The sequence below is a fragment of the Paenibacillus prosopidis genome (assembly GCF_003337375.1).
GTDB classification, from domain to species: domain Bacteria; phylum Bacillota; class Bacilli; order Paenibacillales; family Paenibacillaceae; genus Pristimantibacillus; species Pristimantibacillus prosopidis.
On sequence record NZ_QPJD01000011.1, the window covers coordinates 159150 to 184101 of the forward strand.

A 24952-nucleotide genomic window follows, 5' to 3' on the forward strand; every position below is an offset into this window, starting at 1 on the left:
CACCTATTTCCAAGCTAATACAACAATCCCTATTAATATAATTGCGGCACCAATCCATCGCTGCGCCGGCACCGATTCGTGAAAGATAAACACAGCTGCAACTAAAGCAATAATATAGGCCAAACTTTGCAGCGGGTAGGCTAAGCTAAGCGGCAGCTTCTTCAGAACATATAGCCACATGACCGTCGCAATTCCATACAAAACTAGCCCGGACCAAATATGAGGAGACCACAGCAGCGAAACCCAAGAATCGCCTTTGGAAGTATCCAGCTTATTCATGCCTGTTTTCCATAACAGTTGACCGGAAACAAGCAGCAAAATATTTAAAAATAAAACAAGATATGCCATTACGAATCCGACCTTTTGCGTTCATGCAATTCATGATGCAAAATACCGAGCTCTTGGGTAAGCCGGATCACTTTCTCCGATAATTTAGACACGATAACCGTTAGATGCAAAATAAGTGCGACACAAAACAAAATTCCGACTAAAAACAGCAGAGCCGGCGCATAATCAATTCCGGCCGCATCAGCCAGTGCATCAATAATTTGTACGCGGACAGATAAAATAAGCATCACTACACCAAACAAAAGCCATAACATCGAATACTGCTCGCGCAGCAATCTGCGATTTATTAACATAATAAGTACAAATAAGAACCCTACACTTGTGATAATCCACAAGACTTGCATGGAATTTCCTCCCCAAAGTTGTGCTACGGCTGAACCTCGACCGGCTTCGTCGCCTTCAAGCTGCGAATGAACAAAGCAAGCGTAACCTTAATCATATAGTATACCGATCTCATCGCATTTATTGATGAAGTGCCTCCGGTACGGGCTTCCATCACGACAGCCACTTCGCTTGTACGAAGCCCGCTGCGATGAATGAGCACGATCGAATCCACTTCCGGATAATCAGTCGCATAGTCGCTTTGGAACACGGCAATAGCGCGTTTGTTGGCAGCGCGGAATCCGGATGTCACGTCAAGCACGCGCTTGCGCGTCATCGCACTTACAATCGTCGATAAGATTTTTATTCCGACTCTTCGTGTCGCTGAAGATAAGAATCCTGTCTGTTCAATAAACCTCGAGCCAATGGCGAGATCTGCTTTCCCGCTGAGCACCGGAGATAAAATAAGGTGAAGCTGTTCGGCTTTGTGTTGCCCGTCCCCATCCACTTGAACGGCTACATCATAGCCGTAACGGTGAGCATAACGATATCCGGTCTGCATTGCGCCGCCAATGCCAAGATTAGTCGGGAGTGTAATAACAGCCGCTCCATTAGCTTCCGCAACCTCTTGGGTACGGTCCTTCGAGCCGTCATTAATAACCAAAATATGAGCAGACGGGCAGTGCGTCTTCACATCATGAATCACATGGCTTATGCTGTGCTCTTCATTATAAGCCGGAATAATGATCAATATTTTTGAAAACGTTCCGCCTTGCAGCAGGGACTCTCCGGAAACGGTACCGTCCATTTTCGAAATAACTGCGTTCAACTCAATCACCACTCCATAAATCAATGTATTAGCGCGCCAATGCGCACAATAGTTTCAATTCTACTAAACAACTCTATTAGAAAGCAACAGAAATGGTTGTGAATTTGTGTAAATTATGTCGAAAAATCGCATGTTACTCATCCATATGCTTCCTATTATAGCAACTATTATCTAGTAAAAGGAAGCACTTCATGAAAAAAAATACCGCCTGGCAACCAGTCAACGACTGACACCAGACGATATATAGACGGATAACATCATGAGTTTGTTGCTTACAGCTGACCGGAAATTTTCGCCTTCAAAGCATCCTTGCTTTGAACGCCGACCATTTTGTCAACAGGTTGACCGTCTTTGAACAAAATGAGCGTCGGGATACTCATAACGCCGAATTGCGAAGCCAATTCCGGTTCTTCATCAACGTTAATTTTTGCGATTACGGCTTGACCTTCAAGTTCAGTCGACAACTCCTCAACGATCGGAAGCTGCATTTTGCAAGGTCCGCACCATGGTGCCCAGAAGTCCACAAGGGAAACGCCGCTTTCAACGCTTTGTGCAAAGTTTTCTTTTGTCAATGCTACTGCCATTTCAATCATCCTCTCCAAATAATGTGTATGATTAAGGGAATACCCGTCTCACCGCTAATCGGAACAACTGCAGGCGTGAATTTGTTTAAGCACATCTTGGATCGTTATCGCGCTAAAATGGTTCTCCAGCTGCTTCTCCGCCGTACAAAAAATACCGAACATCACTTGGTTCATATTCGATCCGACGACGCAATCCATCTCTGGATTGCCTGAGCACCAGCTCGGCATCAGCGAGCCTTGTGCCATAACGCGATAAATATCGGCTAATGTGACTACGCTCGGATCAATCGTAAGCCTGTAGCCGCCGCCGGAACCTTCGCGCGTATCCACGTATCCACTGCGGCGCAAACCGCTCATCACCTTCCGGACGCGTGCGGAGTGTGTGCCTACATTTTCGGCAATCATATCGCTGCTTGCCATTCTCTCCGGTAAATAGGCTAAGTAAACGAGACTGTGTACGGCAATCGTAAATTCGCTGTTCACTGTAACGGGCCTCCCTGCTTTGTACTGTAATTGTATCCGTTACAGTTACGTTTGTCAATAGTCAGGCCGCCAAATCCCTTACTTAGCATGCGGCACGACACGTACCCTTATTCTCCGCTAGATTTTGGCTTGTATGATATTCCGGAAAGGACGGAGCTAACCGTTTTCCCGCTTCCCTAAAAGTATTTTTTATAGGGAATGTCATGTTTGAAGGCTCCCGCTGAATACATATGAATTGTGCTTCTTAATCATGTTTTGCTTTGTAAAATATAACGTGCGCATTTGACGTAAGTTTTACTTCGTAAAACTGAGCACATGCTTCCGAAGCTAGTTTTGCTATGCAAAACTTTAAGGAGGTGATTGAAGATGGCACTATTTTGGAGTCGTTGGATTCCTGTTCGCACGGAAGGTGGCTCCAGATCGGAATTAATTGACCGATTGCAGGCGCATTTCAAAGCAAACGGAGTAAAATCCAAAATTACCATTGAAGGCAATTCCTTGAAACGGATTCATGTGCTTAAGAAGGATACCGCCAAAGCAAAAGAGCTGCTTGACGCTTTTGACGAGGAGAACTAAAGCGGATGCGGTAAAGTTTTGAAAGGCTTGGCTAAGCAGCGGCGCCAATGGCGGCCGCTGCTTTTGCCGCCTCCTAGGAAGAACGTCCAAATACAGAAGAATGCCGCATGAAGCGGTAGCCTTTACGCACGCCGTTCATGACCCACTCCGGTACAGGTACCGGGTTTTTGGACATGAAAGGCATATAGATGCGGTTGTATGCCCTTTTTAAATCCTCCCACATCGAGCACGGTTCTTCCTTCAAAAAATCAGAAACGTCTACAACGAGGCCGCGGCCATCGGTTACCATGACGTTCTTGCCATGAACGTCATGCGGGTGCAAGCCGCGCGAACGGGCATAGTCGAGTGCCTGATCGATATCCGTAATGACGCGGCCCGGAATGGGCACCCCTTCAATAATGCACCGATATAACGTTTTCCCATTTAAACGCCTTAGGATCAAATAATAAAACCCATTATGCTCACCCGCATAATAACAGGCGGAATAAGCAGGATGATTGCCTATTAGCCGGTAGACCTCGCATTCACTTTCCCATCCCACGCGGCCGGGGGCATATACCTTAACGGCGATATCCGGATAATCGTGATTCATAAATACGCACGCATAATTTCCTGCTCCAAGAAGCTTCCACCCCTCCGGAGTTTCATCGACACGAACCGGGTCTCCAGGGTCGATGCTGCTGAGCTCCAGGTCCGAAAGCAGCGTTTTTTCCGATAGCGCGATAAGCTGTTTCAGCCGTTTCTCCTCCATATTCGAGTGCACCCCTTTCTTCCCCGTTATGACTCTTCTATTTTAGAGCGCGCTGTAACAAAAATAAAGACCGGGATCGAAAGCTTCCCAGTCAGATGCTTATGTCTTTTAATGATTGCCACTAATGACCTTAAGCCCTATAACGCCTGTTATGATCATCGATAAAAATAACATTTTGCGCCAATCGCGTGATTCGCCGAATACGGTCATACCGAGTATTACACTGCCGATAGACCCGATTCCCGTCCATATCCCGTATGCGGTGCTAATCGGAATCGACTGCAGCGCTTTAGATAGGAAGAAAAAGCTCACGAAGCCCGCCGCAACTGCTCCAACCGTTCCCTTCCAGCGCCGGAACCCGTCCGACAGCTTCATGAACGTCACACCGCCGACCTCTCCGAGCCCTGATATAATTAAATAAATCCATGCCATATTAAGAGCCCACCTTTTCACTTTCCCGGTTGTCAGAGCTTACAGCCGCTTCAGGCTGCTCATACAAAGGAGCAGCGACTGCCGCTTCCGTCGACACTTGGGATAAAGCCTCAGCTCCCGCAACCGCTTCTGCTGGCTTCTCATTTGAAATGAGCTTGAGCCCGACGATACCCCCAACCAATAGCGCAATAAAAAATAACCGCCAAAAATCGGCCGGCTCATGAAGGATCAATATCCCGGCTATGACGGTCCCAACCGTCCCGATCCCTGTGAATAACGCATAAGCGACGCCTATTTCGAAAGTCCGCATCGCCCTCGCGAACAGCATAAAGCTTGCGGCAAGCACAACAACCGTGATCAGGCTGGGCACTAATTTTGTAAATCCTTCGGAATATTTAAGACCAAACGTCCAGCCAACCTCCAGAAAGCCGGCCAGCAGCAAATATATCCATGGCATCGCCACTCATTCCTCTCTAGCTGTCATTGTCCAAAGCTGCCACAAAGACAACCACACCATTTGCTTTCTTTCGTTGTACAACTTATCCTCGTATAATTGATTTTCGACCAGCAGCCCGTCTACGCAAACGTAAAAAGCAGCAATCATCCGCTCTTCGTCCCTGACATCGAAAATACCCTCGAAAACCCCTTTACGCATTATCGCTGCGAGGCCTTCCGACAACTCATTCTCATACCGCAAAAAATCACGTCTCAGCTGATCGCGCAAATGACGCGGCGGCATTAGTATCGTCCGCTTCAAAAACGCTTGACCTGTCGTTAAATGACTAAGATCGGTGAAAAAGTCAAATAATTTATAGATCTGCTGCTTAATCGGCTCCTTCTGAACCGCTTGAATGAGCGCCATGTATTGCTCTCTCTCTTCCGCTATAACTTCCTGGATAAGCTGGAGGAACAGGTGCTCCTTCGATTTATAATGCGCATATATGGACGGCGTCTTGATACCGACCGCGTTTGCAATTTCTGACAACGACGTTCCTTCGTAACCCGATTCCGCGAACATCGTTACGGCAGCCAGTTTAATACGCTCCGCAGTAGAAGGTCCACCAATCATTTTCGTCACCCCATTATGCCAAATTCGCTCTCTCGCCTAACGAACGTTAGTTAGTTTTATTAGTTGAAATTGTAAGACGAACCGGAAGAAATGTCAAGGTACGAAAACAGCCATACATGCTCCCTCTATGAGAGATCATGTATGGCTGGTTATTAAGACGTTAAAGCCCTACGATTTCTTGAACCGCCCGGACAAACGCATCCATCTCATCGTCTGTGCCGATACTGACGCGCAAATATTCATCAATGCGCGCCTGGGCGAAGTACCGTACAAGCACACCCTTCTCTCTCAGCTGCTTGAAAATCCCTTCTGCCGCTATCGAAGGATGCGAAATAAATACGAAGTTTGCCTTTGATTCGGTTACTTTAAATCCAAGTGCCAGCAATTGATCAGCTACTCGTTCACGTGTATGAATGACCTTTGCGGTCGTTTCTTTGAAATAAGCTTCATCTTCAAATGAAGCAATCGCTCCCGCCAAGGCAAGCCGATCGAGCGTATAGGAGTTAAAGGAGTTTTTGATCCGGTTAAGCCCCTCAATCAGCTCTTCGCTGCCGAAAGCAAATCCGACACGCAAACCTGCAAGAGAACGCGATTTCGAGAGCGTCTGCACGACGAGCAAATTCGGATACTGCTGTATAAGCTGCACGGCCGACTGTCCGCCGAAATCGATATACGCTTCATCGATAATAACGGCTTGATTCGGGTTATTGTCCAGCAGCATTTTGATTTGTTCAAGAGAAATCAACTGGGCCGTAGGCGCGTTCGGATTCGGGATAATGATGCCGCCGTTGTCGGAGTGGAATTGATCAACCTGCACGTTAAACTGCTCGTCCAGCGGTATCAGCTCCGTTTGCAAGCCGTACAGCTTAGCATAAACCTTGTAGAAGCTGTACGTAATGTCCGGAAACAGGATCTTCTTGGCCGGATCAAAAAAGGCGGCGAAGGCAAACGCCAAAATTTCATCCGAGCCGTTGCCTACAAACACCTGCCGAGCAGACAAGCCGTAATATTTCGCTGCCGCTTGCACAAGACCCTCGCAGGTCGGATCTGGATATAAACGCAGATCCGCGTTTGCGGCTGCCGTAATCGCTTCAATTACTCTCGGCGAAGGCGGATAGGGATTTTCATTCGTGTTCAGCTTTATGTACGCTTTATCCTTCGGCTGTTCGCCCGGCACGTAAGGCACCAGCGACGCGGTCAGCGGACTCCAAAATTTACTCAAGGTCTGATCTTCCTTTCATCTTCGGCATTTCAATAGTTGCATTTATTTTACCACTAATGTGATTTGAGTTTGAAGTGTAAAAAATAAATATCAGAATTTTGTGGAACCGACCGAAAAAGCAGCTCAGCCCGAATGGCTCAACTGCTTTTCTTTGACCTACTATTGTTTTAAGTAGCAACCGACGCAATAATCATAATGATACAAATGATAAACACCAAAATAATTCCCGGAATAATAACGCTCCATAGCGCTTTCCACGCCGAGAACCTGTGCGCTTCGCCAATCGCTTTCAAAGCGATGATAATGCTCCACACGCTAAGTATGACTTCGATTCCTAAGAAGAAATAGTATAAGCCCGTTAATATAGGACTGGCGTCCACACGCGGCATTTCCGTAGTAAACAGCTCCTGCCCGAACAGCAATAACTCAGGTATCCACAGTATGCCGACCATAATGACCGGCACGTTTATTCCTCTTGTGACAGCAACGCGCAGCTCCGCACTCGTCCCCGCCCCGCCAAGCCAGCTTCCTGTCCACTTTAAAATGAAAGACAAGAAATATAAGCTTACTAGTCCTCCTATCATACCCCCTGCAATAACAACGAAAATCAAAGCCCCTATTGACGAATCATCCAAATAACCTTTTGAGGAGGCTTGATTCAAAGCATTCACAATACCTGCAAGCAATGCAATAACAATCATATTGCTTGCAGGATTAGAACTGTCAAGAAATTGACGGATGGTCTCTCTCGTCCGCACCCAAACGCTCAGCCACGGGGCAAGCCCTTCCGGATCGCGCTTGTAAGGCGGTTCGTAGTGATTTTCAATTGACATATTTATTTAATACCCCCATTTGGTAACCACTATGATGAAGTGCGGAAAAGTACCTTTGTCATCATTAAACCAAGCAGCGCGCCTAATGAGTTGAGAATGATATCGTCGATGTCAAAACTGCCTACTCTCGATAGCAATTGGATGAGCTCGACGACCGCTATCATAATAATTGTAGCCCCTGTGAGAGCCGACACCCGTCTATATTTTGTATTGAGCAGCGGCAAGAATACACCAATCGGGATAAAGAGGACGATATTTCCGAAAAGATTTTTGAACCAGATTTCAAAGTTAAAATGGTCGTGATGCACAATGTACCGCTTAATCGTTTGAAAGGGGACAAGATTGTAAACGAAGCCGTCTCCTATATAGCGATGCCGATAAAATAATAAATAACTCATCATTAGGGCATAAACTAAGGTAATCACTGTTATGAAAAGATTCAGCAGCAAGCTTCGGCTGTAAGCTTTTTTGAACATTTGTGCACGATCACCTCATTTTAGTGAGCCGGTTAAGGCCTCCAAGGAACAGAATAGGTTTTAAACCCGGTTGCTCCTGTTAGTTCCAGTCCATTAAGCTGATGTCCGCTCGCGCAGCCTCCGTCAATTCCGATTTTCCCGTCTCCAAACCATATGTCCGGCTTACCGTGAATATTTATCGTTTTTGTATGTCCGAAAATAACGGTTTTGCTCACTGCGGTCGGTTTGCTGAGGAAAGGCTCTTTGATATAAAGAAAATCTCTGGCCGGCTGCTCCCGCCAATTCGGATATTTCGGATTCAGCCCCGCGTGTACATAGATGAAATGCTCGTCCTCATGATAGTAAGGCAATTCACCCAGAAACGTTACATGATGAAGATAATTTTCTTGAACGGCCGCTTTAGCACGATCTATTACGTACTCGATCGCACCTTGACTGATACCTGAGTAGCTCACTGCTGTCTCCCGGCCTCCGTGCCTGGAAAATTTAATCAGTGCCTGCTCGTTACGCTCCAGCATGACATCAACGAGCCTTTCGTCATGATTGCCTTGAATCGCGATGGCGCCGTCATCCCGAACTAAGCCAATAACCTGCTCCACCACTTCCCGGCTTCGGGGACCCCGGTCAACGAAATCTCCAAGCAATATTAATTGATCCTGGCCGGGACGGTATTTCATCAGCTCAAGCAGGTCGTTGAACGGGGAAAAGCAGCCGTGAATGTCACTAATGACTAAAGTTCGCTTCATACACGCCTCCCCGCGATCACAAGATCCCGCTCTACGCCGTCGAGCACCGCTACCTTTGGCAGATGCCCCCACTGCTCGAAACCAAACTTTCGCAGCAGCGCTAAGCTTGGTTCATTATGCCCGAATACAAAGCCAAGCAGCGTATTCAGCCCTAATCCCGGACATTCTTTAATCGCTTTATCGATGAGAACGGATCCCAATCCGCGTGAACGGTATTCCTCCGCTATATAGATGCTGATCTCAGCAGTTGCATGGTAGGCCGGCCGGCCGTAAAACGATTGGAAGCTGAACCATGCGGCAATCTCCCCTTGGATGCGCAGCACCCATAACGGCCGAAAATCCGCCGAGTGATCATCAAACCAAGCCCGTTTGCTCTCCACAGTCGCCGGCTCCAAATCCGCCGTCACCATTCTGCTTGCAATTGTTGAATTATAAATGTCAACAATGCGCGCCAAATCACTCAGCTGCGCATTGGTAATGTCGTATTGCTGACTGGACATGTTCGCCACCTCTTATCCTTCTATGTCTAGAGCCGATGATTGTTTTAATCGATTTCGTTTCGCCAGCTTACCGTCTAAATAGGCAACGGCTAACGCTTTGAAATCGACTTTATTGAGCATGGCTTTGCTCCTCTATGCTTCCGATTCTATGAATCTCTTTTTTCCAATTTTCCAGCATTGCCAAATTATATCACATCATTGGATGGCTGGGCTTACTAAAATTAAAAGCTATTCCGCCGTATATTTATTGTAATCTTCCGGTGTATTCAGGTTGGTGAAGACGTCTGATCGATTCCCTTCGAGCGGGGCGAGTTCTATTGTATGAAGCCTATTAAGCAGTCCCATCAGCCGGTAATCCTTAGCTTCGAGCGCTGCCTGTACTTGCGCGGCTATTCTGGCTTGGTAAAGGGCATGAAACGGTTGATCTGCTGTATGAATGACATCCGCTCCGCTGTCTATCTTGCTCAACAGCTGCTTCAGCAATGGCGCAGATACTTGCGGCATATCGCAGGCAATTACGAATACATACCCGTCCGCAATTACGGATAAGCCGGCATGTAGACCGGAAAGCGGTCCACAGCCGGGAAACTGATCGGCAACGAAGTTAACTTGCGGTGCCAGATCACCGAGCGCTTCACGATAAAGAGACTCACGCTGCGGCGAACCTATAGCAATCGTCACAGTCTGAGCGAATGCTGCTGTCTGACTGGCGAGCCGGTATAGCAAAGGTTTTCCTTCAATGAGCAGCAGCGCTTTGTCTGTCCCCATTCTTGTACTTTGTCCACCAGCCAATATTAAAGCATGAATAGCTTGCTGCATCACATTTTCGCCTCCTAATAGTAGAAAAAAAGCCTGCCGAGTTTCATTCACTCGGCAGGCTGTTTACGTTCCTCTTATGCTTTGGACGGATCAAACGAGCTCTTCAGCGAGACGATACGGTTGAACGCCAGCTTCTCTGCCGTTGTATCCTTTGGATCAACATTGAAGTAGCCATGGCGGAAAAATTGGAACTTGTCGCCGCCGGCTGCTTCCTTCATGTTCGGCTCGACGAAGCCTTGCAGCACTTCAAGCGAATTCGGATTGATGCATTCGAGGAATGGCTTTCCTTCCTCCTCCGCTTCATTCGTGATAAGCGGCTCGAACAACCGGAAATCGGCAGCAACCGCTTGGGAGGCATCCACCCAGTGGATGGTACCCTTTACCTTGCGCTCAGAGAAGCCTGTTCCGCTCTTCGTCTTCGGATCATACGTGCAGCGAAGCTCAATGACGTTGCCGTCCGCGTCTTTAATGGCCTCTTGGCACGTAATGAAATACGCATTCTTGAGACGCACTTCATTGCCGGGGAAGAGACGGAAATATTTACTCGGAGGATTTTCCATAAAATCGTCCTGTTCAATGTAAAGCTCGCGCGAGAACGGAATTTCGCGTGTTCCCATCGCTTCGTTCTCGGCGTTATTTTCGGCTGGCAGCAGCTCGCTTTGGCCCTCCGGATAGTTCGTTATAACAACCTTCAGCGGACGAAGGACGGCCATCGTGCGAAGCGCCTTCAGCTTCAAATCTTCTCTTATAAAATGCTCCAGGTTCCGTTCATCAACAAGACTGTTGCTTTTCGATACCCCGATCTCGCGGCAGAACGCGCGCATTGCTTCAGGTGTGTAGCCTTTGCGGCGCAGACCGCTGATGGTCGGCATACGAGGATCGTCCCAGCCGTCAACGACCGCTTCATCCACCAGCTGCTTAAGCTTACGCTTACTCATAACGGTGTTCGTCACGTTAAGACGGGCAAATTCGTATTGGCGGGGCGTAGCTTCCATCTCGCATTCCGCAATCGTCCAATCGTATAGAGGACGGTGATCCTCAAACTCTAGCGTACAAATAGAATGCGTAATGCCTTCAATGGCATCGCTGAGCGGATGCGCGTAGTCATACATCGGATAGATGCACCAAGCGTCGCCCGTACGGTGATGATGCGTGTGCGCAATGCGGTACAAGACGGGATCGCGTAAAGTAATGTTCGGTGAGGCCATGTCGATTTTTGCACGCAGCACTCGCTCGCCATCCTTGAACTCGCCCGCGCGCATGCGCGCGAACAGATCAAGGTTCTCCTCCACGCTGCGGCTGCGGTAAGGACTTTCCTTACCCGGCTCGGTCAACGTACCGCGATACTCTCGCATTTCCTCCGCTGTCAGATCACAAACGTACGCTTTGCCTTTTTTGATTAGCAATACTGCACGGTTGTAGATCTCTTCAAAGTAATCCGACGCAAAACGAAGCTCGTCCCACTCGAAGCCGAGCCAGCGGACATCCTCTTGTATGGATTCCACGTACTCCGTATCTTCCTTCAGCGGATTCGTATCGTCGAAGCGAAGGTTCGTTCTGCCCTTGAACTCATCTGCGAGCTCAAAGTTCAGACAGATCGACTTGGCGTGACCAATATGCAAATAGCCGTTCGGCTCTGGCGGAAAGCGAGTGACAACTTCCTGTACGTGGCCGCTCTTTAAATCTTCGACTACAATGTTTTTAATAAAATTCGAGGATGAGGACTTGCTTTCTAATGTGTTTTCCATCTGCGACCAACCTTTCCCACGGAAAATATTCATCCTCTTATAATACACAAAATTCCTTTAAAATATAAGGGAATCGGAAAGGCAAACTCTTATCGATGTTTTTCGAAAGACGCATATGGGTCCGGTTACAGCGTGATGATTCCTGCCGAGTATAGAACTACGAGCAGGACGAGAATTGGCGCGATATACCGGAGCATGAACAGCCAGAGCCGGAACCACCATGGGGACAGCCCCGCTTCCTCTGATGCACCTTTCCATGCGTAACCTACAAATAAGGTAACGACCAGCCCGCCGAGCGGCAAAATGATGTTGGAGCACACGAAGTCCATCCAATCAAAAAACGGTTTCCCTCCGAACGTAAGTGCAGGCACTTTATTCCCTAACGATAACGCAGAAGGTACGCCTAGCAGGAAACACAGCACGGTCAGGAGAACGACCGAAAATTTACGGCTCCACCCAAATGCCTCGCGGACGAAGGCGACAGGCACCTCAAGAAGCGAGACCGTCGAGGTGAGAGCTGCGAACGCAAGCAGCACGAAGAACAATCCGCCGAACAGCGATCCAAGGGGCATGGCAGAGAACGCTGCCGGCAGCGCAACGAATACAAGGCCGGGTCCTTGCGACGCTTCAAGACCAAATACAAATGTCGTTGGAAAAATGATCAGTCCTGCAAGAAAAGCATATATAAGATCGCCTGCACCTATGGCTAGCGTCGCTAATCCGAGAGACTGCCGCTTATCGACATATGCGCCATAAGTCATCATCGCGCCCATGCCGAGCGATAAAGAGAAGAACGCGTGTCCGAGTGCGACGAGTGCGGACTCAGCCGTTAATTCGCTAAAGTCGGGCCTTAGGAAAAAGGAGACTCCCTCCCCCGCTCCTTCAAGCGTTAATGCGCGCACAGCAAGAACAAGCAGCAAAATGACAAGGCCGGGAATAAGCACCTTGTTAAATCTTTCGATACCGGCCGATACACCCCTTATGATAATGAAGCCTGTAAGAAACATAACAATGAATTGCCATAATAACGGCATCCAGCCTCCAATAAATCCGGTAAACAGCGCGGCATAATCATTATGCTCGAACAGCTTTCCTGTGAACGACAATACAGCGTAATGGATCGTCCAACCCGCAACAACGGCGTAGAAGGACAATATGACAAACGCGCCCAATATCGTAATAAAACCAAAGCCACCCCACAGCCTGTTGCCGCTGAGACGAATGAGCGACGTCGACGCATTTCCTCTGCCGCCCCGTCCCACAGCAAGCTCGGCGAGCAGTACAGGAAGTCCCACAACCAGCAAGCATATAATGAAGAGCAAAAAAAACGCCGCGCCTCCGTAAAGGCCAGTTATATAAGGAAACTTCCACATATTCCCCAGTCCAACCGCGCTTCCGATTGCCGCTAAAATAAATCCCGAAGACGAAAAACGTTCCCCTGCGCCTTTCCCGTCACCCTGCTGAGAAGCAGATTGATATTGTTCACTCATGCCAGTATCCACCTCATACGTTTCTGCCTTACAACGAACCGCACATTGTACTGATGGGTAGTATGACCAACTTTGAGAAATATATCTGCATCCGTACCTACTTCGCTGCACGTTTGAGCCCTGTTCGAGGGCGAGCGCCATATTTCACACAATATGTGTTATCGAATAATTGATGAGATAATCCAAACTCCCCTCCCAAAATTCCCTTAGTAAACATCATCATTATTTGTATATTATCAACTTATCGAAAAATTCGTCACATATCTCAATTTCCCCAAATAAAACAAAGAAAAAATGTAATTACTTTTGGTGGTATACTTTTTTAATTGCATATTTACAACCGATCATTTCCTTTTAAATTCGATTTGAAAAACAATAACATGGAAGCTTCCCAATACAAATAAAATGGACAGAACGGCAAAACCGTTTCTGTCCATTTTCACCCAAGTCTTCACGCCAAGGATCAAGTATGATTGAAGCTGACTGATGGGGTGAAGTGCGTGCAAATTGAATCGTTTCAAACAAGCAGCAGCATCCATCGCATTTATACGAGATTCGTTGCCGCATAGCTGGATTTCTCGTTCAGTCGCTATGTAGGAGCGCTTTATACCGCCGTACTTGAAGGTGCATGCGCTCTTGGATGCGCGAACGAACTTCTTATGGGATTTAGCTACAGCTAAAACTTCTGCCCTTCTTCGAATGGCTTTGGGTAGTCGTTCACATCATCATGTACGCCCGCACGTACAGTCACAAAACGCCAGCATAAATCGTCTATCCACGCCACCTAACGTCAAAGTCCCCCATCTAACGACGGAAATAGCCATAAAATGGGCTTTTTAGAGCCCGCAGACCGCATAAATTAAATTTTAGGGTGAGGGAGAACTACAGCAGCTGCTCGATATCAGCCTTCATATTTAGCGGCTCGTCGGTAGACTCGAACCGTTTTATAACGTTGCCTTCGCGGTCGATCAAAAATTTCGTGAAGTTCCATTTGACCGAGTTGCCTTCGAGGAAATGAGGCAGCTTCTCTTGAAGGAATGCATTCAGCATTTTTCCACTTGGTTCAGTTATATCGAATCCTTCAAAAGGCGCTTCCTCCGTTAAATAACGAAACAGTGGATGTGCCGTCTCGTCACGAACATCGGTTTTCGCAAAAAGAGGGAAGGTTACGCCATAATTCAATTGGCAAAAGCTTTGCACATCAGAATTGGCGCCCGGCTCCTGCTCGCCAAACTGGTTGCTTGGAAAACCGAGTATTTCCAGTCCTTGCTCTTGATACTCGGCATACAGCTTTTGCAAATCTGTATATTGCGGCGTAAAGCCGCATTTGCTTGCGGTATTAACAACGATAAGAACCTTGCCTTTATATTGCTCCATGCTAACTTTCTCACCTTTAATGGTTTCCAGCTCATACGAATAAACGCTCATTGATAATTGCCTCCTCTAATTGTAATTAAGTTTTTATAAATTTAATTGTATACAATTTATTTCTAGAGACAAGAATATCACGCCTCCCGCTCATCTGTCAAATTCGCATAATACTTTTGCACGCAGAACAGGATCACCCTGCGGGTTTTTTCCAGGAAGGTCTAACGGGAAAACATCCCGCTAATAGTTCTATTTGAATGATAACGAAAGCCTATACATGGAAAACCTCCCGTTATTTTAATCCGATTCGGACAATATTCGAGAAAACCCCCGATTTAGATGGAGCTTTTCCGGTTGGCTATCTGTCTGAATGATTTCGGCAGCAAATTTACTGGAGAAATTCCTTTTATTAACGAAAGGGGCCTGCCGATTCCGGAGCGCTACTGCCCAATATGGACTCGGAGCGAAATCCGATCGGCCTATTATTTCCTCGGGAATAAAATAACCCATTTCAATTTTTTGTGATTCATACTTTCCTAAACAACAAAAAAACCGCTCTCCGCGCCGACTATCCAAGGCGCAGGAAGCAGTTCTACTCCGCCATAATTTATCAATGATTACTTCTTTCTCCCGATCAGCCAATCCGTGAACAACGAATAATCATGCTCGACCTGATCCGCGTAGGATATGGCCCATTGCCCAATAGACAAACAGAATCCATCCTCATCGCTGCCCATCGCCTTTACGATTTCCTTCTCACTGTGATAAGAGAGTATGCCCTGCTCCACATCAGCATCAGCCCGCGCATGCATTTTTGCCGTCAGATGCCCCATACATTCCGTAACGGACAATAAATCACCCATCGTTTCGAGCGATTCCAGCTTAAGCCGTTTCTTATAAGGCGACCGTTCCCGCACATAAAAGTGACGTTCCCCTATCGACAACCAGCCTAGATAAGGATCTGCTTCATGATGCATCGCCTTTTGCGTCATTGTCACCCGTTGGCCTTGATGCCCGAACATGGACCAGAACGTCTCATCATAAGGCATAAAGTAAGCCGGGACCGGAACGCGCACTTCCTTTACTTCAAGCACGACGTCGTCCTCACCCTGCTCCTCTTCACCCGCCTCAATTAACATATAGAATCGGTCAAGGCCGATCGAGGCCGTCCCGGAGCCGTGCTTCACTGCAATATCCTTCACCTGAAAATGGCGCAGCTCCTCCGCGTCATCCGCAGCAACAGTCGCCAAATAATCGGGCCATGCTTCGAGCAGCGCGGCTCGCTCCTCATCAGTCGGCGGCACAATCTCCTCATTTGCCGCGAATTGACGATGCTCCTGTACGAGCGCGGTCACCTTTTCGAGAAAATGCAGATCCCTGCGTTTTTGCAGCTTTTTGAGCAGCTTCTTGACGGGACCCTCAGCCGATTCAATATCAATTGTAAAGGTAGCTGGATCGTCTTTCCCTTTCGCAAATCTGCGCATTTGCTTCGAGTAGGCCCGCAAATACGCTTCAATCGCAGCGAATTGACTGTAGACCGGCTGCTCCTTCAGTCTGCCAACGAGCGCAATGCTTACCGACATTCTAAGCAGGTCATATAAGTACGAGCCCAGATAGCCCTCATCGAAATCGTTCACGTCATAGACGAGCGCCCCCCGCTCATTGCGAAAGGCGCCGAAGTTCTCGAAGTGCAAGTCGCCTTGTATCCATGTCGGACGATCAGCCGGGGTATGATAAGGAAACCATTCCCTCGACACGTCAAAATAAAACAAATAAGCGCTGCCGCGAAAAAAGGAAAACGGCGTCGCCGCCATTTTCTGATATTTTTCTGCACGCTTGCCGCGCTCGAGCATCATAATTTTATTATCGAATTCTTGAAAAATAGCGGATAAAGTCCGCTTTCTCAGCTTGTTCTGGGTTAGCTTTACTCGTTCTGTCAGCTTCGAATCCATATTCGTTTCCCCCATTCAAACTATTATTCTACTTTTTGCAATCTCATATAGTCGCTTACCATAGCGAGCCGCCACGGAATAATCATTCCGAAAGCGAGTAAATAAAAGATCGCTCCGGTTTGAGGAATCGACATGTACTGCTCGACGATACTATGCAGCGACAGCCGTATGGCAAACAACGTAATCATAATAAAGACGAATGCTTTGGATCGCCTGACATAAATCTCGGATTCCACCCGTTCCAAACGGGTCGTTACGATTAAGGGGAAAGCGAAAATCAACATTCCCGTCCCGAAAGCGGACAGTCCCCATCCCCACGGAATGTGGGTAACCGAAAAAGCGAACATGATAAACCCGGTCGCCATTCCTAGAGGAGGCATTATGATTTTGCGTAAGGAGGTTGGTTGTTTCCCTGCCCGAATTCGAAGCATGATAAGCATAATTCCGGCCATAGCCGAAACAATTATCGAGCTGACTTGGATCATTTGTGTAGATAGCAGCACCGCGTCTTGCCCCCGTTTTCCTGGTATGGATGCCCTTATATGTATAACATCGTACTTCAAAACAAGGATCACTGCAAATACGGAAATGCAGCAAATTAAAAATAGACCTTTAGTCCGCCCAAAGCGAACTAAATGGTCTGTTTTGCTCATTTCTATGATTAACCCTGAGGGGCATATTGGCGAATATCAACGCCAAGCGCTTCGGACAGCTTCATGCCGAGCGTGCGGTCTGCGCGGAAAAAGTTGCAGATGGCGCGCAGTCTGATATCGTCATTCGTTTGCTGCAGCTCGCCAACCAAATTAGCGACCAAATTCGCTTGCTGCTCCTCCGGAAGTGAACGGTAGCGCTCGCCTGCTTGCGTGAAATCGTCGGTTTTGTCGATTTTCCGGCGGCCTGCCGAGCCTTGCAGCGGCACGTAGGAGTCCGCGTACGCCGGCGCTTCCTTCGGACTCTCGGACGAGCTGTTCGGCTCGTAATTGACCGGTGACGGATCGGCCTTCATTGTCATCGCTCCGTCCCGCTGATGGTTGCGTACGGGCGCATACGGGCAGTTAACCGGGATGTTCAAATAGTTCGCTCCAAGGCGGTATCGCTGCGTATCCGGATAAGAGAACAAACGTCCTTGCAGCAGCTTATCCTCTGACGGCTCAATACCAGGCACTAAGGCGCTAGGCGAGAAGGCCGACTGCTCTACCTCCGCGAAGTAATTGACCGGATTGCGGTTCAGCGTCATCGTCCCTACTTTTTGCAGCGGGTACATATCCTCAGGCCACACCTTCGTCGGATCAAGCGGGTCAAACGAATAACGCTCCACGTGATCTAGCGGCATCAGCTGTACATGAAGCTCCCACTCCGGAAAGCTGCCGAGCTCAATCGCGTCGTACAAATCCCGTGTCGCATGGTTAAAATCCTTCCCCTGCATGTCGCTCGCTTCAGCCGCCGTAAAGTTGCGGACGCCCTGAAGCGACTTCCAGTGATATTTCACATAGGTCGGCTGTCCAGCGTCGTTGATCCATTTGAAGGCATGTACACCGAAGCCGTCCATTTCACGATAATTGGCCGGCGTTCCGTCATCGGAGAACAGCCATGTCAGCATATGCGTTGATTCCGGCGAAAGGGTCATGAAATCCCAGTACCTTGCAGGGTCTTGAAGGTTTGTATTCGGCGCCGGCTTAAGCGAATGCACCATATCGGGAAACTTCATCGCATCGCGGATAAAGAAGACCGGCAAATGGTTGCCCACGATGTCATAATTGCCTTCCTGCGTATAAAACTTTACGGCAAAGCCGCGCGGATCACGAGCCGTCTCCGGTGATCCCGTCCCATTGATAACGGTCGAGAATCGCACGAATACGGGCGTCTCCGTACCTGCCTCCTGCATGAAATGAGCCTTCGTGTGCGCCTTCATGCTGTTTTCAGTCCGGAACACGCCATGTGCTCCCGCGCCCCGTGCATGCACAACACGCTCAGGAATCCGCTCCCTGTCGAAATGCGCCAGCTTCTCCAGCAAATGATAGTCTTCGAGCAGCGCCGGACCGCGCTGTCCTGCCGTACGTGAGCTTTGATTATCGCCAACCCGCGTTCCCTGATTCGTCGTTAAATAATGTTCCATCATAGCACCTCATCCATTGGTTTATATATTTAGACTTGATCTAAATCCTTAAACCAATCATATCGGATAGGTGCCTGCTTGTCATGAAAACACGATGAACGAAAGATGAAAGTTAGATGAAATGGATCGTAAGGCGTTGATCCTTATCCGGATCACCGGTCGCGGTTATCCGCAAGTCTGTAGCCTGCGCCGCGTACCGTAACGATATATTTTGGGGAAACGGCGCTGTCCTTCAGCTTTTTACGCAAGCTTTTTATATGGGCATCGACCAAATTGCTGCCTCCGTAGAACTGCAAGCCCCACACGGTATCAAGTAACGATTCACGCGTCAGAACAGAACCGTCCGAGGACATAAAGTGCAGCAGCAAATCGTATTCCGTCTTCGTCAGGTCAATTCGCTGTCCATTCCGGTCCACAGTCATTTTCTTTAAATCGACATAAATATCTTTAAATGTCCGAATGGCTTCTGCAGCCGAATTCGGTGCAGTTACCGGCCGGTTCATTAGCATGCGGTTAATGCGGTGCAGCGCTTCCTCGGGCTGTGCCGGCCAAACGAGCAGCTCAGCAGCGCCTATAGCGGCCGTGCCGCGCGCTGCATAAGATTGCTGGTCAAGCAGAACGAGTACAGGCACTCCGTGCTGCTCGGCAGACTCGAGCAATTCCGCTCCAGCCTGCAGCGTATTTCCGCTGGGGGATTGAACAACCGGAATTGCATCATAAACAAGAAGCTCAGGCTGAAGGCTTTGCAGCATGCTTTTATTAAAATCATGCAAAGAGAACACGTCAAAGCAATCCGCCGACAATGCGACGAGCAAGCTTTTGACCCGCTCTGGCAGCGGACTGATTATCATCACCCGCTTGGTTAGCGAGCAAAGCATACCGCTCTGCGTTTGTTCTTCGGACAAGTGGAGTGCCTCCTGACCGTTATTCAGCGACGCTTCTCCATTCGGCATGGCTTCATTGATTAAAGTTATTTCGTCGCGCATTGTTCACATACCCCCTCCAGTACGACCTGTGCATGCTCAATCGAATACTTCGTTTCGTGAGCAACCTTTTGCAGCCACTCATTAGGCAATTCCGTCAGCACCTCGTCAACCCGTCCGCATTTTGTGCAAACGATATGCTGGTGCTCGTCGGTCCGCGCATCGTAGCGGCTAACCGCTTCGCCAAGCTTAAGCTCCCGGATAAGCCCTACATCGGTTAAATAGCGAAGCGAGTTATATACCGTGCCGTAAGCGAAATTAAAGCCCTTGCCGCGCAGCCGTTCAATGACATCCGCCGCCGTTGGATGGTCCTCGGCATGCTGTACTACCTCGAAAATCGCTTTACGCTGTATCGTTAAGTTGATTTTGTTCATTATGGCTTCATTCCTTCGATTAATGACTTTAGACTAAGTATAAATACATATGCAAAAACGGTCAACAGAGATGTAGGAAAGACTCCGGATTTAGGAGACTTCTATTGGGGCTATACTGGATTTCATCCTATAAATCTATTTAAAATTTTTATATCAAATTTAATAGTCAGAATATTTACAAAATTAAAATAATATTGTATACTTAGCCTATCTTAACCGAGAGGGGATAGTCCATTGGAGTAAGTTAGCGATGCATGTCTCATTAACTCGGAAAGGAGTACCATATTCGGTAGTTGGACATGCGGGGAAAGCAGCGGATTCGACGGTAGGAAGACAGGTACTTAAGGAAAGGACGGGATTTGGAGCAAATCGAAAGGAATTTGACCTGAGGTCAATTACGTTAGGATCGAAGTCGAAAGGGTTTGTAACAAATCGAAAGGATAATGATGAAAGCGTGCAAGAAGCGGATTGGAGCGTTTGAATAAATTGAATAGTTGTAGACCAAGCACGTGAAGGGATTCTGGTTATCACAGATAAGCAGAATCCCTTTTTACGTCTGTTTAGAGGATTGGACTGAGCAGCCTGGAAATCGATTCTTTAATTCGATTTACAAGCGGACGAGCCGCATAAACTTCTTTGGTCAGCAGTCGGCAATTTTCTGCATCGAGCTCGAAAATGCGTTGCAGCTTAGCCGCTGTCTGCGTATCATAAATAAACGCATTCATCTCAAAATTCAGCTTGAAGCTGCGAATATCGAGGTTGGCTGTTCCTACCGATGCGACTTTGCCGTCGATAATGAGTGTTTTCGCATGAAGGAATCCCTTCCCGTACAAATAGCATTTGACCCCGCCGGCAATCAATTCACCCAAATACGAATGAGTGGCCCAATATACGAAGAAATGATCAGGCTTGTTCGGCAGCATAATACGGACATCCACTCCGCACATAGCAGCAATTTTCAGCGCGTTCATTAAACTTTCATCGGGTATAAAATACGGCGTTTGCAAACAAATCGTCTCTTTTGCGGCAAAAATCATTTTGATATACGCATCTTTTATTTGCTGGTACTCCGAATCGGGACCGCTCGCTACGAGCTGCATGCCAATCGAGCCCACATTATCGCTGATGACGGGAAAATACAGCTCATTCAGCATGATTCTGCCTGAGGCTGCCAAATTCCAATCCATTAAGAACTGCGCCTGCATTTGCAGTACCGCGTTGCCCCGCACCTTCAGATGAGTGTCCCGCCACTCGCCGTAATGCTCATTCAGCCCTAAGTACTCGTCGCCGATATTAAATCCGCCGATGTAGCCGAGTTTGCCGTCAATGATAACGAGCTTGCGATGATTACGATAGTTGATTTTCAAATTAAGATAAGGAATCCGCGATGGGAAAAAAGCCGCTTCCCGGCCTCCAGCTGCCTTTAGCTCATGGAAATAACGCCTTGGCAATCTCGAGCTTCCAATATGATCATACAGAAACTTAACTTCAACGCCTTCGGCAGCCTTAGCTGCGAGCGTCTTAACAAGCCTTCTGCCAAGCTCGTCATCGCGGACAATGTAATACATGAGATGAATATGGTGCTTGGCAGCTTCTATATCCTGGAGCAGCGCATCAAATTTCTGATTTCCTTCGGTGAAAATTTCGACCGCATTATTGCTTGTGAATACCGCATAGCTCGTTTTCAAATTCATATACATCATGTCGGTATACTCCTGCATCGCACTGTCTTTGAATGTTAATTCACGGTCCCGCAGCTGACGCATCTGCCTCTCTACCGTATGCTCGATAATTCGCTGACTGTCCCCGAGCAGCTTATAAAGCTTTCTCTTGCGCACCTTTTGCCCCAAAATCAAATACAGCACGAACCCGAACACCGGGATAAAGAAAAGGACCATGACCCACGCCCAAGTTGTGCTGGCGTTACGCCGTTCCAGAAAAATAACGGTAAGCGCCAAAAATATGTTAAGCAGCGTAATAAGCGCGTATGCGTTGTGCATAATTGCCATCCGTATGAAGCACCTCAGTTTTATGTAAAAGTTAATGCGATCATACTCCATGCACGGAGTATGTTTCAAGCTTGAAAGTATGCTACAATTTCAAGCAAAAGCAGCTTGCGCCTTTTTGGGCGGTTTAAAAATCTCATTGAACCGCGGAAGTGGCACTCACTGGAGGAACGACGATGGACATACGAAAACAGCGGCTGGATGAGAAAACGCTCGGTACGTTTAGCGAAGAGCGTGACGAATATGAACGTGATTATGCACGGGTGATACAGTCACCCGCCTTCCGGCGCTTGCAGGGAAAATCGCAAGTGTTCGGAGCAGGCACGGGCGATTACTATAGGACAAGGCTTACCCATTCGCTTGAGGTATCTCAAATTGCCCGCGAGGTTGCCCGCCGGCTTGGGAAGCAATATGATTTTCTGGCACGCAAGGAGCATCCGGGACTTATTCTTGACCCTGCGGTTGTGGAGATCGCTTCAATTGCGCATGATCTTGGGCACCCGCCGTTCGGGCACAAAGGCGAAGAGGTGCTTAACCAGGTGTTAACCGAGGAGTATAGTATGCCTTATGAAGGGAATGCCCAAAACTTCCGGATATTAATGTTTCTGGAGAAGCGCGCCGGCAGCGGCAGCGGCTTGGATCTGACGGCAGCCGTGCTGCTCGCCGTTAACAAATATCCGTTCGGTCTTGACGAGCCTGGCAGGCTCAAGGGCGTGTACAGCTCTGAATGGGGAGACATCGAGCAAATAAGGCGCTTATGGAAAATGCCTGTCGGCTGCTCCACTTTAGAAGCGCAGCTGATGGACCTTTGCGATGATATCGCATATTCCACACATGATATCGAAGACGGCATTCGAGCCGGCAAAATTCAAATGAACCGGGCCTTTTTCGAGGATAGCCGGCTAATTCACCACCTGGTACAAGAAATTGTAGAGGATAAGGGCAACAGCGGAGTAGGCTGGGGCGAGGTGGACATTCCTGCAATGGTTAAGCAAGTGCTCATGTCTTATTTCGAGCAGTGGGAGGCGCTATACGCAAGCTACGATCGCGAGGCATCCCGCACAAGGCGCGAGATGAAAGCCCGGTGGGTGAGCATTTTTGCCGGGAAGGTCGGTATTATCGATGATACTACAAGAAGCTGGAAAAAGGTCACATTCGTCAATAACGGGCAGCAGGATATCGAATTGCTACGGACAATGGAAATATTGAAAAAGCTTGCTTGGGTGACGCTGATCAAGGATTTCCGCGTGCAGCGGCTGCAGATGCGCAGCGAGATCATGATCCGGAGACTGTGGGACAGCTTCAAGGTGCCGGAGTACGGCCGGCTGATTATCCCGCCCGATTGGATTGAAAATTACGAGCAGCACAAAAATAAATGGAGCTGGCCGCGCTTCGTCGCGGACTATATCTCCGGCATGACCGATGCCTACGCCGAGAAGGTGTACGCTGAGCTCTACGCCAGCAAATCCGGCTCGATTTATGAGATGGACTAGAATACGGAAATACAAAATAGCTCAACAGACAGTGAGTCGGACTCATTGCCTGTTGAGCTTTTTTATCTCCATCCGGACGGGCTTTATCGCCTGAGATAACAACCTAATCCCGCGCCGCATTCGCGCTGACTGCGCTGGCGGACAGATCGGTAATGTAGTCGAAGAAGCGGACTGGATCTACGTCGTAGACAAGGCTGACTGGACGCCCATCCTCCGTCTCGATAGTACGCCCTTGGCTTTGGCCATCCCTTATAACGGTGCTATGTACCGTCCTTACTTCGACGAGCTCAGGGTTGCCGACGATAGCAGTTGTAAGCACATCCCACAAATAGTAAGTCGAATTCGTCTCCATATATACGAGAGGCGGGCATGCCGCATAACATTGACCGACGAAATCGAGTCCTTCATGTCTTCGCAGCGAAGCCCAACGATTGCGAACCTCTACCGTAAGCGGCACTTTGTTCGTGCTCTCGAGCGCAACGAGCACAATCGGGATACGGCTTGCCCATACCCGGGCTACCGCGTCCGGATCCCAGAACGCATTCCATTCCGCGGTTCCGTCATGCTCAGGCTCTTCAACATTGCCGCGCTCGTTAAACGTTCCGCCCATCCAGACGAGCTTCCCGATCTTCGCTTCGACATCCGGCGCCTCGTCCAATGCTCTTGCAAGGTCGGTAAGCGGGCCGGTAAAGAGCAATGTCATCGGCTCCTCCGAGCGGCGAAGCTGTTCAATCATATGCTGGTGAGCAGGCAATTCAGCGACCGCCGTCTGGATCGTTCCCGACTCATTAAGGATAGGCAGCGCATCTACGAAAAACGTATGCATCCGCCACGCTGCAGGAAACGGATTGCGGCCGCGCGAGTTAGACCTTGCTACCTCAATCCCGCCTGTTTTTGCCGGATCCCCGAAACGATCGATTATTTTGCAGCTGGCCTTTACGCCAGGCTCTAAATAGCCGTCAGCGGGTATGACGGAAATACCCGTCAGCTCCACGTCTTTCATTTGAAGCAGCAAAAATAAAGATACCAGATCATCTACGCCGGCATCGTGATTAAAATAAAGCTTGACTCCCATGCCTAAACATCCTTTCCAAGTATAAAACGATATATCGTTTGTCCATCCTATTGTGGAGGAGGTGAATTGTCAATGGCCAAGGATGTATTGTGTGAAGTGAATTCGTGCAAATACTGGGCGGCAGGTAACCACTGCGCCGCTTCATCTATTTATGTTGTTAACAACCGCGGTAAAGATGCAAGCAACTCCGGAGAAACAGATTGCAAAACGTTTGAACCAAAGATCTAAAACTTTATTTAACCGATAGAAGCAGCGCAGCCACTCTGAGAAGTTTGCCCCGCAAACTTCCTTCGCGATACCCAGATATCGCGGGCAATTCCTTTAGAATTGCGCAGATGTGGCTTGCGCCGCTGCTATT

At 48.4% G+C, this 24952-nt stretch carries 27 protein-coding genes and 1 pseudogene; 3 read left to right on the plus strand and 25 right to left on the minus strand.

Translation table 11 applies throughout. The features are described 5' to 3' along the window. Positions 1-3: 3 nt before the first annotated feature. From DFP97_RS18225 to DFP97_RS18245, 5 genes and pseudogenes are all read right to left on the minus strand, one after another. Positions 4-348, minus strand: coding sequence for an EamA family transporter (locus DFP97_RS18225; RefSeq protein ID WP_114381618.1), 345 nt, complete (start codon positions 346-348; stop codon positions 4-6). Beyond that, on the minus strand, positions 348-692 hold the full coding sequence (locus DFP97_RS18230) for a DUF2304 domain-containing protein (protein ID WP_114381619.1): 345 nt from the start codon (positions 690-692) through the stop codon (positions 348-350). Before DFP97_RS18230 ends, DFP97_RS18225 begins: the two co-directional genes overlap by 1 nt. Before the next feature lie 23 nt (positions 693-715). Then, complete coding sequence (locus DFP97_RS18235) at positions 716-1498, minus strand: glycosyltransferase family 2 protein (protein WP_245976367.1); 783 nt, start codon at positions 1496-1498, stop codon at positions 716-718. 272 nt (positions 1499-1770) lie between these two features. Then, positions 1771-2103 (minus strand): annotated as a pseudogene (trxA, locus tag DFP97_RS18240) (thioredoxin); the annotation flags it as partial. 33 nt (positions 2104-2136) lie between these two features. Next, positions 2137-2565 carry an RrF2 family transcriptional regulator gene (locus DFP97_RS18245; protein WP_114381621.1) on the minus strand — a complete coding sequence of 143 codons (429 nt, stop codon included), beginning with the start codon at positions 2563-2565 and terminating at the stop codon, positions 2137-2139. 366 nt (positions 2566-2931) lie between these two features. Here DFP97_RS18245 and DFP97_RS18250 point away from each other — a divergent pair, with 366 nt between their 5' ends. Then, positions 2932-3141: a hypothetical protein gene (locus DFP97_RS18250; protein WP_114381622.1), complete on the plus strand. Its 210-nt coding sequence runs from the start codon at positions 2932-2934 to the stop codon at positions 3139-3141. Positions 3142-3214: 73 nt separating this feature from the next. On the opposite strand, the gene DFP97_RS18255 is transcribed toward DFP97_RS18250, so the two are convergent. The 19 genes from DFP97_RS18255 to cls all read right to left on the minus strand — a co-directional run bounded on the left by DFP97_RS18255 (position 3215) and on the right by cls (position 22029). Further along, positions 3215-3892, minus strand: coding sequence for a serine/threonine-protein kinase (locus DFP97_RS18255; protein WP_114381623.1), 678 nt, complete (start codon positions 3890-3892; stop codon positions 3215-3217). Between the two features lie 108 nt (positions 3893-4000). Then, positions 4001-4324, minus strand: a complete 324-nt coding sequence (locus DFP97_RS18260; RefSeq protein ID WP_114381624.1) for a DMT family transporter — start codon at positions 4322-4324, stop codon at positions 4001-4003. Between the two features lies 1 nt (position 4325). After that, positions 4326-4781 carry a DMT family transporter gene (locus DFP97_RS18265; RefSeq protein ID WP_114381708.1) on the minus strand — a complete coding sequence of 152 codons (456 nt, stop codon included), beginning with the start codon at positions 4779-4781 and terminating at the stop codon, positions 4326-4328. 6 nt (positions 4782-4787) lie between these two features. Continuing rightward, positions 4788-5393, minus strand: a complete 606-nt coding sequence (locus tag DFP97_RS18270) for a TetR/AcrR family transcriptional regulator (protein WP_114381625.1) — start codon at positions 5391-5393, stop codon at positions 4788-4790. 160 nt (positions 5394-5553) lie between these two features. Next, positions 5554-6615 carry a histidinol-phosphate transaminase gene (hisC, locus tag DFP97_RS18275; protein WP_114381626.1) on the minus strand — a complete coding sequence of 354 codons (1062 nt, stop codon included), beginning with the start codon at positions 6613-6615 and terminating at the stop codon, positions 5554-5556. Positions 6616-6782: 167 nt separating this feature from the next. Next, entirely contained in the window at positions 6783-7448 is a 666-nt protein-coding gene (locus tag DFP97_RS18280; RefSeq protein WP_114381627.1) for a YIP1 family protein, read from the minus strand. Positions 7449-7477: 29 nt separating this feature from the next. Next, positions 7478-7924 (minus strand): VanZ family protein, encoded by a 447-nt coding sequence (locus DFP97_RS18285; protein ID WP_114381628.1) that lies wholly within the window; start codon positions 7922-7924, stop codon positions 7478-7480. 32 nt (positions 7925-7956) lie between these two features. Continuing rightward, the gene (locus DFP97_RS18290; protein WP_114381629.1) at positions 7957-8670 is read right to left on the minus strand and encodes a metallophosphoesterase; all 714 of its coding nucleotides are present in this window, start codon (positions 8668-8670) and stop codon (positions 7957-7959) included. Further along, positions 8667-9170, minus strand: coding sequence for a GNAT family N-acetyltransferase (locus DFP97_RS18295; RefSeq protein WP_114381630.1), 504 nt, complete (start codon positions 9168-9170; stop codon positions 8667-8669). Before DFP97_RS18295 ends, DFP97_RS18290 begins: the two co-directional genes overlap by 4 nt. 228 nt (positions 9171-9398) lie before the next feature. Beyond that, complete coding sequence (gene mobA / locus DFP97_RS18300; protein WP_114381631.1) at positions 9399-9989, minus strand: molybdenum cofactor guanylyltransferase; 591 nt, start codon at positions 9987-9989, stop codon at positions 9399-9401. 74 nt (positions 9990-10063) lie between these two features. Next, positions 10064-11737 (minus strand): glutamine--tRNA ligase/YqeY domain fusion protein, encoded by a 1674-nt coding sequence (locus DFP97_RS18305; protein ID WP_114381709.1) that lies wholly within the window; start codon positions 11735-11737, stop codon positions 10064-10066. 125 nt (positions 11738-11862) lie between these two features. After that, positions 11863-13227: a sodium-dependent transporter gene (locus DFP97_RS18310; protein WP_114381632.1), complete on the minus strand. Its 1365-nt coding sequence runs from the start codon at positions 13225-13227 to the stop codon at positions 11863-11865. Between the two features lie 882 nt (positions 13228-14109). After that, the gene (locus DFP97_RS18315) at positions 14110-14655 is read right to left on the minus strand and encodes a glutathione peroxidase (protein ID WP_114381633.1); all 546 of its coding nucleotides are present in this window, start codon (positions 14653-14655) and stop codon (positions 14110-14112) included. 557 nt (positions 14656-15212) lie between these two features. Continuing rightward, positions 15213-16547, minus strand: coding sequence for a DUF2252 domain-containing protein (locus DFP97_RS18320; RefSeq protein WP_114381634.1), 1335 nt, complete (start codon positions 16545-16547; stop codon positions 15213-15215). Positions 16548-16570: 23 nt separating this feature from the next. Continuing rightward, on the minus strand, positions 16571-17050 hold the full coding sequence (locus DFP97_RS18325; RefSeq protein WP_342773282.1) for a CcdC family protein: 480 nt from the start codon (positions 17048-17050) through the stop codon (positions 16571-16573). A 158-nt stretch (positions 17051-17208) separates the two neighbouring features. Further along, positions 17209-18663, minus strand: a complete 1455-nt coding sequence (locus DFP97_RS18330) for a catalase (protein ID WP_114381635.1) — start codon at positions 18661-18663, stop codon at positions 17209-17211. A 152-nt stretch (positions 18664-18815) separates the two neighbouring features. Then, on the minus strand, positions 18816-19649 hold the full coding sequence (locus DFP97_RS18335) for a winged helix-turn-helix transcriptional regulator (RefSeq protein ID WP_114381636.1): 834 nt from the start codon (positions 19647-19649) through the stop codon (positions 18816-18818). Next, positions 19634-20020 (minus strand): Fur family transcriptional regulator, encoded by a 387-nt coding sequence (locus DFP97_RS18340; RefSeq protein ID WP_114381637.1) that lies wholly within the window; start codon positions 20018-20020, stop codon positions 19634-19636. Before DFP97_RS18340 ends, DFP97_RS18335 begins: the two co-directional genes overlap by 16 nt. Before the next feature lie 560 nt (positions 20021-20580). After that, the gene (cls, locus tag DFP97_RS18350; protein ID WP_114381639.1) at positions 20581-22029 is read right to left on the minus strand and encodes a cardiolipin synthase; all 1449 of its coding nucleotides are present in this window, start codon (positions 22027-22029) and stop codon (positions 20581-20583) included. 173 nt (positions 22030-22202) lie between these two features. Between cls and DFP97_RS18355 the strand changes: the two genes are divergently transcribed. Further along, positions 22203-23519 (plus strand): deoxyguanosinetriphosphate triphosphohydrolase family protein, encoded by a 1317-nt coding sequence (locus tag DFP97_RS18355; protein ID WP_114381640.1) that lies wholly within the window; start codon positions 22203-22205, stop codon positions 23517-23519. Positions 23520-23622: 103 nt separating this feature from the next. Here the strand turns inward: DFP97_RS18355 and DFP97_RS18360 are convergent, their stop codons facing one another. After that, positions 23623-24594, minus strand: coding sequence for a nucleoside hydrolase (locus tag DFP97_RS18360; protein WP_114381641.1), 972 nt, complete (start codon positions 24592-24594; stop codon positions 23623-23625). Positions 24595-24666: 72 nt separating this feature from the next. Here DFP97_RS18360 and DFP97_RS18365 point away from each other — a divergent pair, with 72 nt between their 5' ends. After that, positions 24667-24822: a DUF1540 domain-containing protein gene (locus tag DFP97_RS18365; protein ID WP_114381642.1), complete on the plus strand. Its 156-nt coding sequence runs from the start codon at positions 24667-24669 to the stop codon at positions 24820-24822. Positions 24823-24952 lie beyond the last annotated feature (130 nt).

Bases quoted from the DNA above. Each gene is read 5' to 3' on its own strand.
- DFP97_RS18225 (WP_114381618.1), bottom strand. From the start codon at position 348: ATGGCATATCTTGTTTTATTTTTAAATATTTTGCTGCTTGTTTCCGGT.
- DFP97_RS18230 (WP_114381619.1), bottom strand. From the start codon at position 692: ATGCAAGTCTTGTGGATTATCACAAGTGTAGGGTTCTTATTTGTACTT.
- DFP97_RS18250 (WP_114381622.1), top strand. From the start codon at position 2,932: ATGGCACTATTTTGGAGTCGTTGGATTCCTGTTCGCACGGAAGGTGGC.
- DFP97_RS18255 (WP_114381623.1), bottom strand. From the start codon at position 3,892: ATGGAGGAGAAACGGCTGAAACAGCTTATCGCGCTATCGGAAAAAACG.
- DFP97_RS18260 (WP_114381624.1), bottom strand. From the start codon at position 4,324: ATGGCATGGATTTATTTAATTATATCAGGGCTCGGAGAGGTCGGCGGT.
- DFP97_RS18265 (WP_114381708.1), bottom strand. From the start codon at position 4,781: ATGCCATGGATATATTTGCTGCTGGCCGGCTTTCTGGAGGTTGGCTGG.
- DFP97_RS18270 (WP_114381625.1), bottom strand. From the start codon at position 5,393: ATGATTGGTGGACCTTCTACTGCGGAGCGTATTAAACTGGCTGCCGTA.
- DFP97_RS18280 (WP_114381627.1), bottom strand. From the start codon at position 7,448: ATGTCAATTGAAAATCACTACGAACCGCCTTACAAGCGCGATCCGGAA.
- DFP97_RS18285 (WP_114381628.1), bottom strand. From the start codon at position 7,924: ATGTTCAAAAAAGCTTACAGCCGAAGCTTGCTGCTGAATCTTTTCATA.
- DFP97_RS18290 (WP_114381629.1), bottom strand. From the start codon at position 8,670: ATGAAGCGAACTTTAGTCATTAGTGACATTCACGGCTGCTTTTCCCCG.
- DFP97_RS18295 (WP_114381630.1), bottom strand. From the start codon at position 9,170: ATGTCCAGTCAGCAATACGACATTACCAATGCGCAGCTGAGTGATTTG.
- mobA (WP_114381631.1), bottom strand. From the start codon at position 9,989: ATGCAGCAAGCTATTCATGCTTTAATATTGGCTGGTGGACAAAGTACA.
- DFP97_RS18305 (WP_114381709.1), bottom strand. From the start codon at position 11,737: ATGGAAAACACATTAGAAAGCAAGTCCTCATCCTCGAATTTTATTAAA.
- DFP97_RS18310 (WP_114381632.1), bottom strand. From the start codon at position 13,227: ATGAGTGAACAATATCAATCTGCTTCTCAGCAGGGTGACGGGAAAGGC.
- DFP97_RS18315 (WP_114381633.1), bottom strand. From the start codon at position 14,655: ATGAGCGTTTATTCGTATGAGCTGGAAACCATTAAAGGTGAGAAAGTT.
- DFP97_RS18320 (WP_114381634.1), bottom strand. From the start codon at position 16,547: ATGGATTCGAAGCTGACAGAACGAGTAAAGCTAACCCAGAACAAGCTG.
- DFP97_RS18330 (WP_114381635.1), bottom strand. From the start codon at position 18,663: ATGGAACATTATTTAACGACGAATCAGGGAACGCGGGTTGGCGATAAT.
- DFP97_RS18335 (WP_114381636.1), bottom strand. From the start codon at position 19,649: ATGCGCGACGAAATAACTTTAATCAATGAAGCCATGCCGAATGGAGAA.
- DFP97_RS18340 (WP_114381637.1), bottom strand. From the start codon at position 20,020: ATGAACAAAATCAACTTAACGATACAGCGTAAAGCGATTTTCGAGGTA.
- cls (WP_114381639.1), bottom strand. From the start codon at position 22,029: ATGGCAATTATGCACAACGCATACGCGCTTATTACGCTGCTTAACATA.
- DFP97_RS18355 (WP_114381640.1), top strand. From the start codon at position 22,203: ATGGACATACGAAAACAGCGGCTGGATGAGAAAACGCTCGGTACGTTT.
- DFP97_RS18360 (WP_114381641.1), bottom strand. From the start codon at position 24,594: ATGGGAGTCAAGCTTTATTTTAATCACGATGCCGGCGTAGATGATCTG.
- DFP97_RS18365 (WP_114381642.1), top strand. From the start codon at position 24,667: ATGGCCAAGGATGTATTGTGTGAAGTGAATTCGTGCAAATACTGGGCG.